The following is a 16419-nucleotide window of genomic DNA, read 5'->3' as shown; positions in this document are numbered from 1 at the left end:
TCGGTCCGATCCGCAATATGCGACCCTATTCGCTGCTTTCCGGAACGACGCGGATTTCGACAGCGCGATCGTCTGACAGATAGGTCCGCGCGGCCTGCCGGATGTCGGCAGGCGTGATGGCATTGAGGATGTCGAGACGGTCCCGCCTGCGATCGAGCAAAGTCGGATCGCTCTGCGCCATGGCGACAACGTCCAGCCATGCAGAGTTCTGGCTTTCCGCGCGCTCGAAGCCTGCCCGGATCGGATTGCGCGCTCTTTCCAACAGATCGGCGGACACTTCCTGCGCCGCCATCTCGGCGGCGATTTCGCGCAGGACATTCGCCGTCTCGTCCATCGCTTCGGGCGGAACGGTCGCGAAGGCGGTGATGTGGCCAAACCCGTCGAACGTGCGCTGCGAGAAGTTGAGAGCTTGCGGCGAATAGGTCGCGCCCAGTTCCTCGCGCAGCGTCTCGGTCAGGCGAAGACCCATGGTGGCGGCGAGCAGATCGCGGGCGATATCGTCGCGAAGATCCTCGCTATCGTCGGTCTGCCAGCTCAACGACAGCACGCCCTGATCGGGCTGGCCGGTATGCGTGAGCACCTTGGTCGCCTTGTCGGCGACAAAGGACACCGGCGCAGGCGCCGCAGCGTCCTCGTCACGCAGCGCGCGTTCCGGCAAGGCGCCGAGCGTTGCGGCGACAGCGGCAATCGCGGCATCCTGATCGATATCGCCCACCAGGCCGAGCGCAAGCGGGCCATCGGCCAGCTGCGGCGCAACCACCGCACGCAGATCGTCGAGCGTCACTTCGGCAAGGCTGCTCGCGTCGAGGACACCGAAGCGCGCATCGCCGCCGGACAGCACGGCGTTGAGCGCATTGCCGAACACCGCGGTCGGAGCCGAGCGGATGTTCTTGACGAGGATCGGCGCAACGCCCGCCAGTTGAGCCTGCGTTTCCGGTCGCCAGGCGGTGGCTGTCAGGCGCGCTGCCAGCAGGTCCAGCTGGAATTGCAGATCGTCCTGAACGGTGCTGCCAGACGCCACCAGCGCTCCGTTGGCAGCAGCGAGACTGTCGGTAACCGACCGGCCCGCCACGACACGCCGCAATTCATCCGGATCGTGCGCTTCCAGCCCGTCCACGCTGATCGCGATCGGCAGCAGGTCCTTGAGACCGGCCTTGTCGCTCGGAAACGCGCTGACGCCCGAACCCGTGCGCAGCGAAAACGCGATCTTGCCCGGCTCGAAATCGGTGGTCTTGAGATTGAGCTGCAAGCCGTTGGCGAACCGCACCGTGCGAATGCCGAGATCCTCTATCGTCTCGTCGGAGACGACCGTGCCCGGCGCACCCCAATCGGAATAGGCGAAATCGACCGCTGCCGCTTCTTCGGGAGCGGTCACGGCAATTTCCGCGCTTTCGCTCAACGCCGCCGCAATGGCCTGCTCGCCCCCCTCGATGGGCGTTTTGGTCGATACGTGGACCAAGCTTGGCCCGCCCTGCCAGGCCGCGCGGAAAGCGTCGCTGACGCTCTCGGCTGTCACGGTCGGCTCGATCGCCTGATACAGGGCCAGATCGGCCGCAGGGGCGGTCGGCACGCTGTCGGCAAGGCTCGCCGCGACAAGCGCCTCGGCAAGAGCCGCGCTGGGCCGTCCGGTCGACTGCGCAACCGCGTTCGACAGCGCTGTCCCGATGTTGGCCTTCGCCTCGGCGATTTCGGCGGACGTAAATCCGTATTGGTTCGCGCGGCGCAATTCGCGCTCCGCCAAAGCGAGCGTGTCACGCCACTGGCCGTCCTTCGATACGATCAGGAGCCCGTAGGTTTTCACACTGCGGAAGAGCGGCTGTTCAAGCGCCTGCGCGCCGAGCGTTGGGGAATCGGCGGCCCGCGAAAGCGCCGCGATGCGATTGGAGAGCGCGATGCCGGCAATGGCGCGAAGAAACTGCGCGCGCGTATCCGCGACCGTGTTTTCTGCCGGTTCCCAAGCCGAAATGCGCTGGAGTTCGATGATCTCGGGGATCGCCGGATCGACGAAATTGGCAATCGCCGGCGCATCGTTCTGCGGCACGGGCCCCTGGTAGATGGCGCGCGCTTCGCCTTCGCCCTGCCAATCGCCGAATTCGGCTTTGATGCGCTCTTCCATTTCCGCGACGTCGAAATCTCCGACAATGGCCAGAGTCGCGCGTTCGGGGCGGTAATAGCCGTTATAGAAGGCGCGCAGATCGGCGGCGGAAATCCCGCGAATGCGCTCGACATCGGCGCGCACGCGCTCGCCAAGACGCGAGTTCGGAAGTGCCGTCTGAAGATAGTCGGTGATCCGGCGGCGGTTGGGATCGTTGCGAAGCTGGGCCTCGCTCAACAGGATGCCGCGTTCGCGCTCCACCGCTTCGGGGTCGAAGGTCAGCTCGCCCGCCATTTCGCGGATGACGTCCAGTGCCGTCTCCACCGTCTCGTCCTCCGTGTTCGGCAAAGCGAGCTTGTAGGTCGTATAATCCAGCGAGGTTTCGGCATTGGTATCGGCACCGAAAGCAAGCCCCAACCGCTCCAGCATCGGCAGCAATTCGCCTTCCGGAATATTGGTGGATCCGTTGAAGGCCATGTGTTCGACGAAGTGCGCCGCGCCGTTCTCGGCATCGGTCTCTTCTCGGCTGCCGACTTCGACAGTGAACCGGATCGCCGCCTCACCCACCGGATTGGTGTTGCGCTGGAGCGCGTAGCGCATTCCGTTGGGCAGCACTCCGAACACGATATCCGGATCGGGCGCGACATCGGCGCCGGTAATCCCCCATGCGGGAATGCCCGTCGTCGCAGGAACGCTCGCGCTCGGCATTGCAGGCGCATCCTGCGCCACGGCGATCGACGCCTGACCGACCGCAAGGCCGATACCGAGCGCCAGCGCGGACGCGGTGCGAGCGAAAGATTGCGAGATGCGGCCCATTAGTATTCCCCCGAAACGATTACATAATTTCAGCGCCCCTCTAACCTTGGCGAACTGAAAAAAGCAAACCGGGTTATACCCGAAATCGCGAGGACCGGTCCGATTTGGACCGGACTCGATTACTCAACAATTCGGGGAAAACGGCGAACTCAGCCGACCGTTACTAGCCTGTCAGCGAGCCTTTACGGCACGGCGATCCGCGGCGTTTTGCGCTTCCCGCTGCAATTCCTCGGTCAGCTGAGTGGTCCGCGCCGGAAGCGGAGTGCCGTCACCCATCTTGCCGTTCGCCTCGATATCCTCGAGTAGCAGCTTCATCTCAGCGATTTCCTTCACCTGTGCCGCGATGATGGAATCGGCGAGTTCGCGCACGCGCGGATCGCTGATATTGGCGCGGGCGCTCGTCATGATCGCGATCGAATGGTGCGGGATCATGGCCGCCATATATTCCTCGTCGTCCACGGTCGCCTGGCTGCGGACCAGCCATAGCGCTCCTGCGAACACCACCGCGCCGACCGCCAGGATGATCACGTTCTTCTTCGTGTCGCGATACATGCCCCACATGAAGAGCAGCATGACGATCATCATCATCCCGCCCATCACGAACATCATCCAGAAGCGCGTCTCGCTCCAGAAGACGTGATCGAGTTCGAATGTGTTGAGATACATCAGGCCGAACATGATCGCGGTCGAGGTCGCGACCATCGCCATGAAGCGCCAATACGAGTTGCCGCCGCCCGAGTGATTGGAAGAGTGGTCCATTCCTGCCTCCGTATTTTCGATTAAAGTACGATCCAGCCCAATGCCTTGGCACCCATCCACAGGCCCATGCCGATCATGAAAAGGTTCTCCGTGAGCGAAACGAAGCCGAGCGGCACATTGCTGCCTCCGCCGACACAGGCGCATTTGAGTTCGCGCTTGTCGACATAGACAGCCTTGAACACGCTGACCGCGCCGACCGTGCCGATGAACAGCGATACCGGGACGGAGACGATCGGAAGCGCATGGGCCACCATCAATATGCCCGCCAGCGCCTCGCCGAAGGGATAGATGAAGCCGTACCGCACCCAGCGGCGCGCCAGCAGGTCGTAATTGAGGAACATGGTCGAAAAGCTGCGGACGTCCTGCAGCTTCTGGATCGCGAGCAGCGCCATCGACAGGCTGACGAACCATTCGACCGCCTGCACGGTGAAGATCGTGTCGAACACATACCAGCTGATCGCGAGGCCGAGCAGGAAGGCGACGCCGAAGATGGCGATCACCGGCTGATAGCTGGTCTCGTCCTCCTTCTTGACGGACTTGCCGAAATGTTCGCGCAGATCGTCATACCCGCCGATACGCTCGCCACCGATAAAGGTCTGCGGCGTCGTCTTGACGCCGTGCTTTTCCTTGAAAGCGTCGGTCTCCTCGCGCGTTTCGAGATGATGGTCCTCGATCTCGAACCCTTCGCGCTTCAACAGGTCGACGGTCTTGAGGCCATAGGGACAGACGTGTTCGGGCATGACCATCCGGTAGACGATGGCCTTCTTGGCGGATGTGCTGCGATCGCTCACGATGCGCTCCCGTGGCTTGCCGGGTAATTCGCCCAGACGCTGCGGCCTTCGGGTCCGAAGGCGATGACCTGATAGGCCTGGCGGTGATCGCCATGCTCCATTCCCGGCGATCCCATCGGCATGCCCGCGACGGCGAGGCCGGTTACGCCGGCGGGGCGTTCGGCCAGCAGGCGTTCGATATCGGCGGCGGGGACGTGGCCTTCGATCGTATAGCCTTCGACGATGGCCGTGTGGCACGATCGCAAATCGTTAGGCACGCCGTTCTCGGCCTTGATCGCGCCCATGTCGGGATGATCGACGGCTTTCACGCTGTGCCTGTCGCCCTGCTCGATATGATCGGCCCAAGCGAGGCAGCAGCCGCAATTGGGATCGCGATACATGGTGAAGCTGGCGGCCTGCGCGGCGCAGGCGGTGAGCGCCGTACCGAGGACGAGCGCGCCTGCCAAAGAGCGGCGGGCCATGGCGGATCGTAAGCTGTCGATCATCGATTTTCTCCTTAAATTCCAAGTCCGAGATGGTCGGGGCCCTGCGCCAGTTCCGCACCCCAATATCCTTGCGCCACCAACGCCGCTGCAATCAGCACGATGACGATCCGGAACGCCCTGCGATCGGCGCGAAACGCCAGCAGCGCGGCGAGCGGAGCGGCAAGCGCCAGGCCCGTCCCGGTCCAGCGATGCCAGTGCATCGTTGAATCGCCGCCGAACCAGATGCCGGTGTGGATCCAGCCGAATAGAGCAGCGATCACCGCGCCCGCAGCGCCTGCGACCGTCATCACATTGGCGGCCTGCGCCAGCGGGCCCGAAGACCGGGCCATTGCCAGCATCTCCACCAGCGCCGCGACGATGAGCAGCGCGATCGGGAAGTGCACCGTGGCGGGGTGCAAGCGCGTCAGGACCGAACCGCCGGAAGAGGCGTGCTCGCTATCAGCGCGCGGCTCCTCTTGTGCCTCGCTGCTCGGCGAGGCCGGTTCCTCACCGTCCTGCGCGGATGCGGCGGGTGTTTCCGTTTGGACCGGCGCTTTTGCCGCGCCGTGCTTCTCGCCCCCATGTGCGGCAGCGGGCTGCGCGAGGATAGCCAGCGCCAGAACCAGCGCGGCGGCAATCGCATGGAAGAGACGCGTCATCGTTTCGCCTTCTCGAACAGATCGATCAACTCGCCGAATTTGCGTCGCTGCTCGCTCTCGTCGCCGCTGGCAATGGCTTCGGCCACGCAGCATCCGGCGTGGCGCTTCAGGATCTCGCTTTCCGCGCGGCTGAGCGCGGCTTTCACCGCCTGCATCTGGGTGAGGATATCGATGCAATAGCGATCGTCCTCTACCATCTGCGCAACGCCGCGCACCTGCCCTTCGACCCGGCGCAGGCGGTTCACGATCATGGTGGTGTCGGGCTTCGCAGCCATATTCGGCCTTTCGATCGGCAGGCCCTTCCGGCCTTCTTGCAATACTGTAGGGGGGTATATATGTCGGCTCGCGAAGGAGTTGCAAGTCCGATGTCCGATCTGTCCATTACCCGCCGCCGCCTGCTGGGTGCAGGCATGCTTGGCGCAGGCATGTTGAGCGCCTTGCCCGCCTGGGCGCGCGGGGCTTCGATCCACCATGGCGGCGCGATCCGGTCCGGCTTCGACGAGGTTTCGGGCGCAAGTATCGATCTGACCGTTGGCGAAGGCATGCATACGGTTCAGGGGCGGCGCGGCCATGCTATCGCCGTCAATGGTAGCGTGCCCGGCCCTCTCCTGCGCTTGAAAGAGGGCACGAGCGTGCGCCTCAACGTCCACAACACTCTGGACGAGGATACCTCGATTCATTGGCATGGCCTGCTGTTGCCCTTCCATCTCGACGGGGTGCCGGGCGTCAGCTTCCCCGGCATCGCCCCGGGGAAGAGCTTCACCGCCGAATTTCCCGTGCGCCAGGCCGGGACCTATTGGTGGCATTCGCATTCGAACCTGCAGGAGCAGGCGGGGCATTACGGGCCGATCGTGGTCGATCCCGCTGGGCCCGATCCCGTGCAGGCGGATCGCGATTACGTGATGCTTTTAAGCGAGTTCACGCCGATGCATCCGCACGCGATCATGGACAAGTTGAAGAAGGGCGAAGGCTACTTCAATTACCAGCAGACCAGCTTCACCGACGATTATCCGCTCGATGCCGAACAGCGGCGGATGTGGGGCCGGATGCGGATGATGGCGACCGACATTCTGGACGTGACCGGATCGACCTACACCTATCTCGCCAATGGGCATGGCCCGGAAGAAGGGCTGGAATATCTTTTCAACCCCGGAGAGCGGGTGCGCATCCGCGTGATCAACGGCAGCGCGATGAGCTTCTTCAACGTCCGCATTCCCGGCGCGACCATCCATGTGGTGGCCGCCGACGGGCAGAATGTGCGCCCGGTTCCGGTGCAGGAATTCCAGATCGGTACGGCCGAAACCTACGACATTGTGGTGGAACCGACCGACGAGGCGATGACCATCGTGGCCGAGGCGATGGACCGATCGGGCATGGCGGTGGCAACGCTGGCGAGCAGGCCGGGCGCCCGCGCGCCGGTGCCTGCCCTACGCGAAGCTCCGCTCCTCACCATGGCCGATATGGGCATGAACCACGGCGCCCATGGTGGGGGAATGGACCACGGCGGCATGGATCATGGCGATGGTGCTGGCGCGATGGGCGGTATGGATCATTCCGCCATGGGACATGACATGCCCGCCAAGACCACGGCTGCCGAGCCGATGGACATGTCCGGCATGGATATGGGCGGGATGGACATGCGCGACACGTCCAAGCTTCCGCCCACCGTCAAAATCGGCCCCGGTATCGACATGGTGGCGATTAATCCGGTGGACCGGATGGGCGATCCCGGCATCGGGCTCGACAGGGTGCCGCACAAGGTGCTGACCTATAACGATCTCGCCGCGCTTGAACGGAACGACGATCCGCGCACCCCCTCGCGGATGCTGGAAATCCATCTGACCGGAAACATGGAACGCTACATGTGGTCGTTCGACGGGGAGAAATACTCCTCCGTCACCGATAATCCGATCCGCTTCGCCTATAACGAACGGGTCCGGGTCAAGCTGGTCAACAACACCATGATGGCGCACCCGATCCATCTGCACGGCCACTTCTTCGAACTGGTCAATGGCGCACCCGAAGGCTTCAAGCCGCAAAAGCACACCGTGATCGTCCAGCCGGGCGGCTTCGCCCAATTCGACCTCACAGCCGACGAGCCGGGCGATTGGGCGTTCCATTGCCACCTGCTCTATCACATGCATTCGGGCATGTTTCAGGTGGTGACCGTGGCCCAGCCCGGGACCACTGCGGGAGCCGAAGGATGAGCCGCGCCGTAAATCTCGCCGCGCTCGTTCTGGCCAGCTCTGCCGGACCGGGCTTCGCGCAATCCCATGCCGACCATGCGGCGCATATGGGGCACCATACCGCGACGCCGCAGTCCGAATGCGAAGCCGAAGCGGCCCGTCATCGCGCGATGGGCCATGCCGTGCCCGAGGACAGCTGCGCGCCTGAGGATCCCGCTCCGGTCGATCACGCGGACATGGATCATGGCGCGATGGACCATAACGCGATGGATCATGCGAGCATGGCTCACGGCCAGATGGATCATGCGACCATGGACCATTCCGGCATGGACCATTCGGATATGAACCACGGCTCGGTCTCAAACCAGTCCCCGGAAATCCCGATCGCGCCGCCGCCCGCATCCGCCGGGTCCGGCCCGCCGACCGCCGCCGATGCCATCTGGGGCGCCGACGCCATGCGCGCCAGCCGCGCCGCACTGGCTCGCGAGAATGGCGGCATGCTGACCGCAGGCCTTGTTCTCGATCGCTTCGAATACCGGGCGCGCGAGGGCGAGGACGGTTATCTGTGGGACGGCGATGCCTGGTATGGCGGCGACATCAACCGGGTCTGGCTCGAATCCGAAGGCGAAGGAGCGTTCGGCGAGGGGCTGGAAAGCGCCGATGTCGCGCTGCTCTACGGGCGCGCGATCAATCCCTATTTCGATCTCCAGGCGGGCGTTCGGCAGGATCTGACCGGGCCGGAGCGCACCTATCTCGATATCGGCATCCAGGGCCTTGCCCCGTATCTGTTCGAGGTCGAGGCCGATCTGCTGCTGTCGACCAAGGGCGATCTGACCGCCACGGCGGAGGTCGAGCTCGACCAGCGCGTGACCCAGCGCCTGATCGTCCAGCCCCGCCTCGAAGTCGCGCTCGCCGCGCAGGACGTCCCCGAACTCGGCATCGGCGCAGGCCTCGACACGATCGAGACGGGCCTGCGCCTTCGTTACGAGATCGCCCGCGAATTCGCGCCCTATGTCGGGATCGAACAGGAATGGAAGCTGGGCGGCAGTGCCGATTACGCCCGCGCTTCCGGCGAGGACCCGAGCACGACCAATTACGTCGTCGGTTTACGATTCTGGTTTTGAGGCGGCGCTTCCTCGCAGCAGCTTGAACCATTACAGGCGCTTATGAGCCGGGCGGCGCCGCGCGCCCCGTACGGCGCCGCCTGCTCGGGCGCATCCGCGCCGCTGCGCATTTGCTAATTTTCGCGATCCGTCTATCGTGCCGCTCGATATTCTCGGCCTTTTTCAAGGCTTGACGCACTCAATTAGAGAGCCCTTCATGACCGATCATTCCGACAAGCGGATTTCTCCGCCTCTCGTCGACCTGCCCATCCGCACCGCCAGCCGCGGTTTCTACGATGGTTTCAGCCGCGAAGTGACGATCCCGGCCAAGGTCATCGTGTCGCTGCTGATCATGTGGGCGATCTTCTTTCCCGTCAGCGCCAACGAAACGCTGACGGCCGCCAATTCGACGATCATTTCGACCTTTGCGGGGTGGTATGTCTATCTGGTCGCCTTCCTGCTGAGCGCCTGCATCGTGCTTGCAGTGATCCCGCAATCGGGGCGCCTGCGCATCGGAATGGCGGACGAGAAGCCCGAATTCGGTCGCCTATCCTGGTTCGCCATGCTGTTCGGTGCCGGGATCGGCATCGGCGTGCTGACCTATTCCACCGGCGAGCCGCTGGCGCATTTCAGCAACAATCCCGATATCATCCGCGGCCTGGTGGCCTCGCAATCCGCCGAAGCGGTACGATCGGCCTATATCTACACCTTCCTCCACTGGGGCTTCGCCGCCTGGGGGACTTACGCTCTGGTCGGGCTGTCGGTCGGCTATGTGGCGTATCGCCGCGGCCTTCCGCTGACGATCCGGTCCGCCCTTGCTCCGCTGTTCGGCAAGGCGATGTCGGGTCCGTTCGGTCATGTCGTCGATGTGGTCGCGGTCGTGGCGACGATCCTGGGCGTGGCCGTGACCATGGGCTTGGGTGTCGAACAATTCGTGGCGGGGCTTGCGCGCCTTGGCCTTGGCGACTGGCTCCTCGATCCCGACGGCTCGTCCTCGGTCCCCGCCATCCTGCTCGCGCTTGCGATCCTCGTCGGGGCCTCCACGCTCAGCGCATTGTCGGGCGTGGGCAAGGGGATCAAGTGGCTCTCCAATCTCAATCTCGGCCTGTCCGCCCTGCTGCTGATCGTCTTCGCGATCTTCGGTTCGCTGACGTATGGGATGAAGACGCTGGGCCTGGGAATTTTCGACTACATCCGCACCCTCGTCCCCAATTCCCTGACGCTGTTTTCCGAAGACGCGCCCTTCGGGGCCGAGCTGGTCCAGTGGCAGCTCGACTGGTCGGTGTTCTACTGGGCGTGGTGGATCGCGTTCGCGCCCTTCGTTGGCATGTTCATCGCCCGCATCTCGCGCGGCCGCACGATCCGCGAATATGTCTTCGGCGTGATGCTGGTGCCGTCGCTCGTCTGTTTCGTGTGGATGGCGCTGGTGGGCGGAACCGCGATCGATCTGGAACTCAGCGGCGCAGCCGGAGGCAGCATCGTGAATGCGGAAATGGCCGACCAGCTCTTCGCGACGCTGGCCGTCATGCTCGATCCTGCCGTCGCGCAGATCGCGGCGGGGCTGATCGTCGTGCTGCTGCTGACCTATCTGGTCACGTCCGCCGACAGCGCGATCCTGATCGTCAACACGATCAACGGCGCCGGAGAGACCGAAGGGGACCGTCGCCATCATATCCTGTTCTGGGGCGCGGCGCTCGCCTTCGTGGTCGGCAGCATGCTGGTGCTGGGCGGTATCGACGCGATCCGCATCACGATGATCATCGGCGCGCTGCCATTCTCCTTCGTCCTCGCCGCAATGGGCGTCGGCGTGCTGAAGGCGGTCGTGTACGATCTGATCCGTAAAAGTCAGGGCGTCGAAACCAGAGCGGTGGAACTGGCCGATGACGTTACGGCACGCGAGGCCGAGGCCCGAAGCGACGCAACATAACTGTGGCGAATTTGCAACGCTGCTGCATTCATTAGGCGAATTTGCCGGGCCCACTGTGGCCCGGCACCACCCGGTCCGTTAGCCTAGGCCCCCTAGCAAAACTCGCATTTCGATAACCGGCCGACCTCCGTCGCGCCGGATTTCGCCAACTCGTCCGTAGAAGACACAGGGGTCAAAAATGAAAAACTATGTAGGCGGAGCCTCGATCGGCGCGCTCGCCATCGCTCTCGCCACGCCCGCCGCCGCTCAGGATGCGGCCGCCCAGCCCGCCAGCACGCAACCCGCTACTCAGGGTACCACGCAGGCCGACCGGCCTCAGCGGCAGGGCGGCGTCCAGACCATCGTCGTGACCGCGCAGCGCCGCAACGAGAACCTGCAGGATGTGCCGATCTCGGTCCAGGCTCTCGGGGAAGAGCAGCTCGACCAGCTCAACATCGCGACCTTCGATGATTATCTCGAAGAACTTCCTACCGTCACCGCCGGGGGCGGCAGCCCGGGCCAGAGCACGATCTACATTCGCGGTCTCGCCTCGACCACGCCGAACCTGACCACCGCAGGCGTCGCAGGCCTCGCGCCTAACGTGTCGCTCTATCTCGACGAGCAGCCGCTCTCGCAGCCGGGCCGCAATCTCGACGTCTACGCCGCCGATCTGGAGCGGATCGAGGTCCTTTCGGGTCCGCAGGGCACGCTGTTCGGCGCCAGTTCGCAGGCCGGCGTCGTGCGCCTCATCACCAACAAGCCGCGTCTCGGCCAGTGGGACGCCAAGGTGACGGCAGGCACTTCCTTCACCAAGGATGGTGAGACCAGCTACAGTGCCGAAGCGATGCTGAACGTCCCCGTCACCGACAGCCTGGCGCTGCGCGGCGTGGTCTATCTCGACGATCAGGGCGGCTATGTCGACAATGTCGCAGGCACCCGCACCGCACGCGGAAGCGCGCGTTTCCGCCCCGCGGGCACCGTGCGCCGCAACGGCGCGGTCGTGGCGCCGAACCGGGCCGGTTTCCAGGCCGGGGCCGATCTGTCGAACGTCACCTTCCTCGAAGCGAACAATGCCGGGCTCGTGGAAGACAATTTCAACGACACCCAGTATTCGGGCTTCCGCGTCACCGCATTGTACGAGGTGACGCCGGACTGGACGATCACCGTGGCGCATAGCCGCCAGAGCCTTGAGAGCGACGGCGTCTTCTTCTCCGATCCCGACCTCGATCTAGACGATCTGGAAATCCAGCGCTTCGAGGACGACCGGCTGGAAGACGATTTCTCGAACACTGCCTGGAACGTCGAAGGCCGCCTCGGCATGCTCGACGTGATCTATAACGGGGCCTACACCGATCGCGAGACCGAACAGCGGATCGACTATTCCGACTATCTGTTCGCGGGCCAGTACCTGCCCTATTACATCTGCGACGGTTCGGTGACCTATCCGGGCGACGCCGCGCCGAGCGGCACGTGCCAGCCGCCCAACGCCTTCGTGACGTCGGATACCGATCTGACCAAGTTCACGCAGGAATTGCGCGTCAGCACGCCGGAAGAAAACCGCTTCCGCGTCAGCGCCGGGGGCTTTTATTCGCGCCTCGTTCTGAAGGAGCGCAACGACTACAATTATCCGGGTAACATCGCCGCGGCACCGTTCGGTCCCTTCGCGCCGAATTTCCCGTTCCCGGGCGCGTTTCAGTCTGATCCCGGCCCGCTTCCCGCCACCGCGATCTTCCGCAACGACGTGAAGCGCACCGACGAACAGATCGGCGTCTTCGGCCAGGTGAGCTTCGACATCGTGCCCGATTTTCTCTCGGTCACCGGCGGCGCGCGCTATTACGACGTGGCGGTCGATTTCGAAGGCACCGCGAACAGCAGCTTCTGCAATTCCGGCGCGGCCGAGGATGCCAATGCCTTCGGCACGAACATCTCCGACCTTTACGATGGCGATGGCCAGTACACCTTCATCGGTTCGTGCAACGCCGATCTTCGCCAGACCTTCGATCTTAACGACAGCTTGGCCGACATTCAGGCGGCCGGGCTCAGTGCGGCGCAGGCACAGCAGGTGTTCAACGCGGTGCGCGCGCCGGACGAGGCGCGCACCAAGGGCGTGATCTTCAAGGGGACCGTCAACGTCACCCCGAGCGACGATCTGCTGTTCTACGCCACCTATTCCGAAGGCTTCCGCCCCGGTCTGCTCAACCGGCCCGGCGGCGCGCAGGGGCCCGGCGGCTTCACCGTGCCGTTCGAACTGGAATCGGACGAGGTGAAGAACTACGAAATCGGCGCCAAAACCCAGCTCTTCGACCGGCAGCTGCGCGTCAATGGCAGCCTGTTCTATGTCGATATCAGCAATCTGCAGACGACGATCTTCGATCCCAGCATCACCAATCTGTTCTTCTCGGACAATGCGGCGAATGCGGAGATCTTCGGGTTCGAGGCGGACTTCACCTTCGCGCCCTATGCGGTGCCGGGCCTGACCGTGTCGGGCGCAGTCTCGTTGCTCGATACCGAGATCACCGAAGTGCTGACCCCGACCGACGACGTCCAGGCCGGATCCGACCTCGCCTATGCGCCGTCCTTCCAGGGCAATCTGCGGGTGCGGTACGAATGGGATCTGTCGGACCGGCTCGAAGCCTTCGTGCAGCCGTCGGTTTCGCATTCGGCGTCGAAATTCACCGACATCATCGCGATCAACCGGCTTGAACTCGACAGCTACACGCTGGTCAATCTCTCGGCAGGCGTCGCTTACGATCAGTGGAAGTTCGAAGTGTACGGGGCGAACCTGTTCGACGAACGAGCCCAGATCGCAGGCGATTTCTACTACGATCGCCCGCGTATCGTGACCAATCGCCCGCTGACCGTGGGCGTGAAGGCGAGCTTCAGCTACTGATCCAGTCGTCGAACGACATGATGCGGCGGGGGCGAACCTTTTACCGGGTTTGCCCCCGCCGTTCGTTTTTGCGAATGGCTCAAGCATGAGCGATCACGGCGACCAATTGAAAGCAGCCCAGGAAGCCCTGCAGCGCGGCGATTTCGCCGCCGGGTTAGCGTGTGCCGAAGCGCTGCTGGCGCAGGATCCGAAGGATGGCGATGCGCTCTATGTCGCGGCGGCCGCGGCGCGCTATCTGGATCGGCACGATGCGGCGCGATCCTTTCTGGAGCGGTTGCATGCCGAAATGCCCGAATACGGGCGCGCCTGGCAGGAAGCGGGGCATCTCGCGCGGGCGCGTGGGAACACTGACGAGGCGCTCAGCGCCTATGCCCGCGCGGTGCGCTTCAATCCGGCCCTGACTGCAAGCTGGACCGCACAGGCGGAATTGCTGGCAGCGATGGGACGCACGGCGGAAGCCGCCGCCGCGCAGGAACAGGCGCGGCGCGTTACGGCGCTGCCGCGCGAGCTGGTGGCGGTCACCCATCATCTGCATGAAGGCCGTCCCCTGCGGGCCGAAGAGATCTGCCGCCATTTCCTGCGCCGCAATCCGCGCCATGTCGAAGCGATGCGCCTGCTCGCGCAGATCGGCCTCAGGCTCGGCATTCTCGACGATGCGGAATTCCTGCTGGAAAGCGCGGTCGCGTTCGAACCGGACAATATCCAGGTCCGGCTCGATTACATGGACGTGCTGCGCAAGCGCCAGAAATTCGAACGGTCGCGCGACGAGGCCGAAGCGCTTTACCGCCGCGATCCCGAAAGCCCGTTATTCCAGTCGCATCTCGCGATCGAGAGTATGCAGACCGGCGATTATACGCGCGCCTTCGAATTGTTCGACGCAGTGCTCGCCAAATTGCCCGACGATCCGGCGACGCTGACCTCGCGCGGGCATGCGCTCAAGACGACCGGGCAGCAGGACGAAGCCGTGGCTTCCTACCGCGCGGCGATCGCCGCCAAGCCCGATCACGGCGATGCCTATTACGCGCTCGCCAATCTCAAGACCTATCGCTTCACCGAAGGCGAGATCGCCGCCATGCGCGAGCAGGTCGCGCGGCCCGAAATCGCGTTCATGGACCGGGTGCATCTCACCTTCGCTCTGGGAAAAGCGCACGAGGATCGCGAGGAATACGAGGCCTCCTTCGGCTTCTACGAAGAGGGCAATGCGCTGAAGCGGCGCCAGACCCGCTACGACGCCGATCGGATGAGCGAGGAGCTGAAAGCGCAGGAAGAGGTCTGCACATCCGATCTCTTCGCGGCGAAGCAGGGCGCGGGCGATCCGGCGCGCGATCCGATCTTCATCCTCGGCCTGCCGCGCGCAGGATCGACCCTGCTCGAACAGATCCTCGCCAGCCATTCGCAGATCGACGGGACGCTGGAGCTGCCCAACGTACTCGCGCTGGCGCACCGGTTGCGGGGCAGGAAGGCGGGCCAGTCACGCTATCCGCAAGTGCTCCACGATCTGACGCCCGACCAATTCACCGAGTTCGGCCGGGATTTCCTCGCCAACACCCGCATCCACAGGCAGGGCGCGCCCTTCTTCATCGACAAGATGCCGAACAATTTCCGGCATATCGGGCTCATCCACCTGATCCTGCCCAATGCGACAATCATCGATGCGCGGCGCGATCCGATGGATTGCTGCTTCTCCGGCTTCAAGCAGCTGTTCGCCGAAGGGCAGGACTTCACATACGGCCTGACCGAGATCGGGCGCTATTACGCCGATTACGTCGCTTTGATGGACCACTGGGACCGCGTGCTGCCGGGAAAGGTGCTGCGCGTGCGGCACGAAGACGTGCTCGACGATCTCGAAGGGCAGACCCGGCGCATGCTCGATCATATCGGCCTGCCTTTCGAGGAGGCCTGCCTCGAATTCCACCGCACGGCGCGCGCGGTGCGCACGGCGAGTTCGGAACAGGTCCGAAGGCCGATCAACCGCTCCGGCCAGGGGGCGTGGAAGCCGTACGAGCCCTGGCTCGGCGATCTCAAGACCGCGCTGGGCCCGCTCGCCGATTAGCGGGTCGTGCCGCGATCCCGATCGAGCAGGAGCTGGAACAGGATCGCCCGCACCTCCCCATCGATGACCCCGTCGATCCGGCGCGGACGCCAGCGGCGCTGGAACGCCTCGACCGCCTTGTGCCCGTCGGTGATGTCGTAGCCATAACGTTCGAGCGCGAGATAGAACGAAGCGTCGTTATCGAACGGATCGCCGCGTTCGAGCTTGTCCGGTATCGGCAGGCACAGTCCGTATTCGGCCAGCCGCTCCCACGGGAACAGCTCGCCCGGATCGATCTTGCGCTGCGGGGCGACGTCCGAATGGCCGACCACATTGGCGCGCGGAATGTCGAACCGCTTCACCATGCGCGCCACCAGCGGGACCAGCGCTTCGAACTGCGCATCGTTGAAGCCGCGATAGCCGTATTTATGGCCCGGATGGTCTAGCTCGATCCCGATCGAGGCTGAATTCACGTCCTTGATCCCGCGCCAATAGGAGACGCCCGCATGCCAGGCGCGCTTTTCTTCCGGCACCAGCCGAACGACCTCGCCCTGTTCGCCGATCAGATAATGGGCGGAAACCTTGGCTTCCGGATCGCACAACCGCTCGATTGCAAAGCCTTTGTCCTCCATCTCGGTGTAGTGGATCACCACCATGGATACGGGCAGTGCGCGCTCGTCATGGTTCGGCGAAAGCACCTCGCGATGGACCAGCTCGT

The 16419-nt window shown here is 64.0% G+C and carries 12 protein-coding genes; 5 read left to right on the top strand and 7 right to left on the bottom strand.

Going from position 1 to position 16419, the window contains the following annotated elements; genetic code table 11:
- Nucleotides 1-25 precede the first annotated feature (25 nt).
- The 6 genes from J7347_RS13005 to J7347_RS12980 form a co-directional block, all read right to left on the bottom strand.
- Entirely contained in the window at nt 26-2911 is a 2886-nt protein-coding gene (locus J7347_RS13005) for an insulinase family protein (protein ID WP_209162447.1), read from the bottom strand.
- A 171-nt stretch (nt 2912-3082) separates the two neighbouring features.
- A complete protein-coding gene (locus J7347_RS13000; protein ID WP_209162446.1) occupies nt 3083-3670 on the bottom strand; it encodes a DUF305 domain-containing protein in 588 nt (195 codons plus the stop codon).
- Nucleotides 3671-3690: 20 nt separating this feature from the next.
- Complete coding sequence (locus J7347_RS12995) at nt 3691-4416, bottom strand: glutaredoxin (protein WP_067683812.1); 726 nt, start codon at nt 4414-4416, stop codon at nt 3691-3693.
- Between the two features lie 41 nt (nt 4417-4457).
- On the bottom strand, nt 4458-4946 hold the full coding sequence (locus tag J7347_RS12990) for a DUF411 domain-containing protein (RefSeq protein WP_245174073.1): 489 nt from the start codon (nt 4944-4946) through the stop codon (nt 4458-4460).
- A gap of 11 nt (nt 4947-4957) precedes the next feature.
- Nucleotides 4958-5584: a DUF2231 domain-containing protein gene (locus J7347_RS12985; RefSeq protein ID WP_067683777.1), complete on the bottom strand. Its 627-nt coding sequence runs from the start codon at nt 5582-5584 to the stop codon at nt 4958-4960.
- Complete coding sequence (locus J7347_RS12980; protein WP_209162445.1) at nt 5581-5859, bottom strand: metal-sensitive transcriptional regulator; 279 nt, start codon at nt 5857-5859, stop codon at nt 5581-5583. Before J7347_RS12980 ends, J7347_RS12985 begins: the two co-directional genes overlap by 4 nt.
- Before the next feature lie 90 nt (nt 5860-5949).
- On the opposite strand from J7347_RS12980, the gene J7347_RS12975 reads away from it, so the two are divergent.
- The 5 genes from J7347_RS12975 (at nt 5950) to J7347_RS12955 (ending at nt 15722) form a co-directional block, all read left to right on the top strand.
- Complete coding sequence (locus tag J7347_RS12975) at nt 5950-7791, top strand: copper resistance system multicopper oxidase (RefSeq protein ID WP_209162444.1); 1842 nt, start codon at nt 5950-5952, stop codon at nt 7789-7791.
- The gene (locus J7347_RS12970; RefSeq protein ID WP_209162443.1) at nt 7788-8894 is read left to right on the top strand and encodes a copper resistance protein B; all 1107 of its coding nucleotides are present in this window, start codon (nt 7788-7790) and stop codon (nt 8892-8894) included. Before J7347_RS12975 ends, J7347_RS12970 begins: the two co-directional genes overlap by 4 nt.
- 196 nt (nt 8895-9090) lie before the next feature.
- The gene (locus J7347_RS12965; RefSeq protein WP_209162442.1) at nt 9091-10800 is read left to right on the top strand and encodes a BCCT family transporter; all 1710 of its coding nucleotides are present in this window, start codon (nt 9091-9093) and stop codon (nt 10798-10800) included.
- A 178-nt stretch (nt 10801-10978) separates the two neighbouring features.
- The gene (locus tag J7347_RS12960; RefSeq protein ID WP_209162441.1) at nt 10979-13669 is read left to right on the top strand and encodes a TonB-dependent receptor; all 2691 of its coding nucleotides are present in this window, start codon (nt 10979-10981) and stop codon (nt 13667-13669) included.
- Nucleotides 13670-13754: 85 nt separating this feature from the next.
- Nucleotides 13755-15722 (top strand): tetratricopeptide repeat-containing sulfotransferase family protein, encoded by a 1968-nt coding sequence (locus tag J7347_RS12955; protein ID WP_209162440.1) that lies wholly within the window; start codon nt 13755-13757, stop codon nt 15720-15722.
- Here the strand turns inward: J7347_RS12955 and J7347_RS12950 are convergent.
- Nucleotides 15719-16357: an N-acetylmuramoyl-L-alanine amidase gene (locus tag J7347_RS12950; protein ID WP_082851488.1), complete on the bottom strand. Its 639-nt coding sequence runs from the start codon at nt 16355-16357 to the stop codon at nt 15719-15721. The two genes, J7347_RS12955 and J7347_RS12950, sit on opposite strands and share 4 nt — an antisense overlap.
- Nucleotides 16358-16419: the final 62 nt, after the last annotated feature.

The sequence above is a fragment of the Erythrobacter sp. A6_0 genome, from assembly GCF_017744235.1.
GTDB lineage: Bacteria > Pseudomonadota > Alphaproteobacteria > Sphingomonadales > Sphingomonadaceae > Qipengyuania.
This window is presented reverse-complemented; position numbering and strand designations above follow the sequence as displayed.

Bases quoted from the DNA above. Each gene is read 5' to 3' on its own strand.
- J7347_RS12965 (WP_209162442.1), top strand. From the start codon at position 9,091: ATGACCGATCATTCCGACAAGCGGATTTCTCCGCCTCTCGTCGACCTG.
- J7347_RS12990 (WP_245174073.1), bottom strand. From the start codon at position 4,946: ATGATCGACAGCTTACGATCCGCCATGGCCCGCCGCTCTTTGGCAGGC.
- J7347_RS13000 (WP_209162446.1), bottom strand. From the start codon at position 3,670: ATGGACCACTCTTCCAATCACTCGGGCGGCGGCAACTCGTATTGGCGC.
- J7347_RS12955 (WP_209162440.1), top strand. From the start codon at position 13,755: ATGAGCGATCACGGCGACCAATTGAAAGCAGCCCAGGAAGCCCTGCAG.
- J7347_RS12950 (WP_082851488.1), bottom strand. From the start codon at position 16,357: ATGGTGGTGATCCACTACACCGAGATGGAGGACAAAGGCTTTGCAATC.
- J7347_RS12960 (WP_209162441.1), top strand. From the start codon at position 10,979: ATGAAAAACTATGTAGGCGGAGCCTCGATCGGCGCGCTCGCCATCGCT.
- J7347_RS12970 (WP_209162443.1), top strand. From the start codon at position 7,788: ATGAGCCGCGCCGTAAATCTCGCCGCGCTCGTTCTGGCCAGCTCTGCC.
- J7347_RS12995 (WP_067683812.1), bottom strand. From the start codon at position 4,416: ATGGTCATGCCCGAACACGTCTGTCCCTATGGCCTCAAGACCGTCGAC.
- J7347_RS12975 (WP_209162444.1), top strand. From the start codon at position 5,950: ATGTCCGATCTGTCCATTACCCGCCGCCGCCTGCTGGGTGCAGGCATG.
- J7347_RS13005 (WP_209162447.1), bottom strand. From the start codon at position 2,911: ATGGGCCGCATCTCGCAATCTTTCGCTCGCACCGCGTCCGCGCTGGCG.
- J7347_RS12985 (WP_067683777.1), bottom strand. From the start codon at position 5,584: ATGACGCGTCTCTTCCATGCGATTGCCGCCGCGCTGGTTCTGGCGCTG.
- J7347_RS12980 (WP_209162445.1), bottom strand. From the start codon at position 5,859: ATGGCTGCGAAGCCCGACACCACCATGATCGTGAACCGCCTGCGCCGG.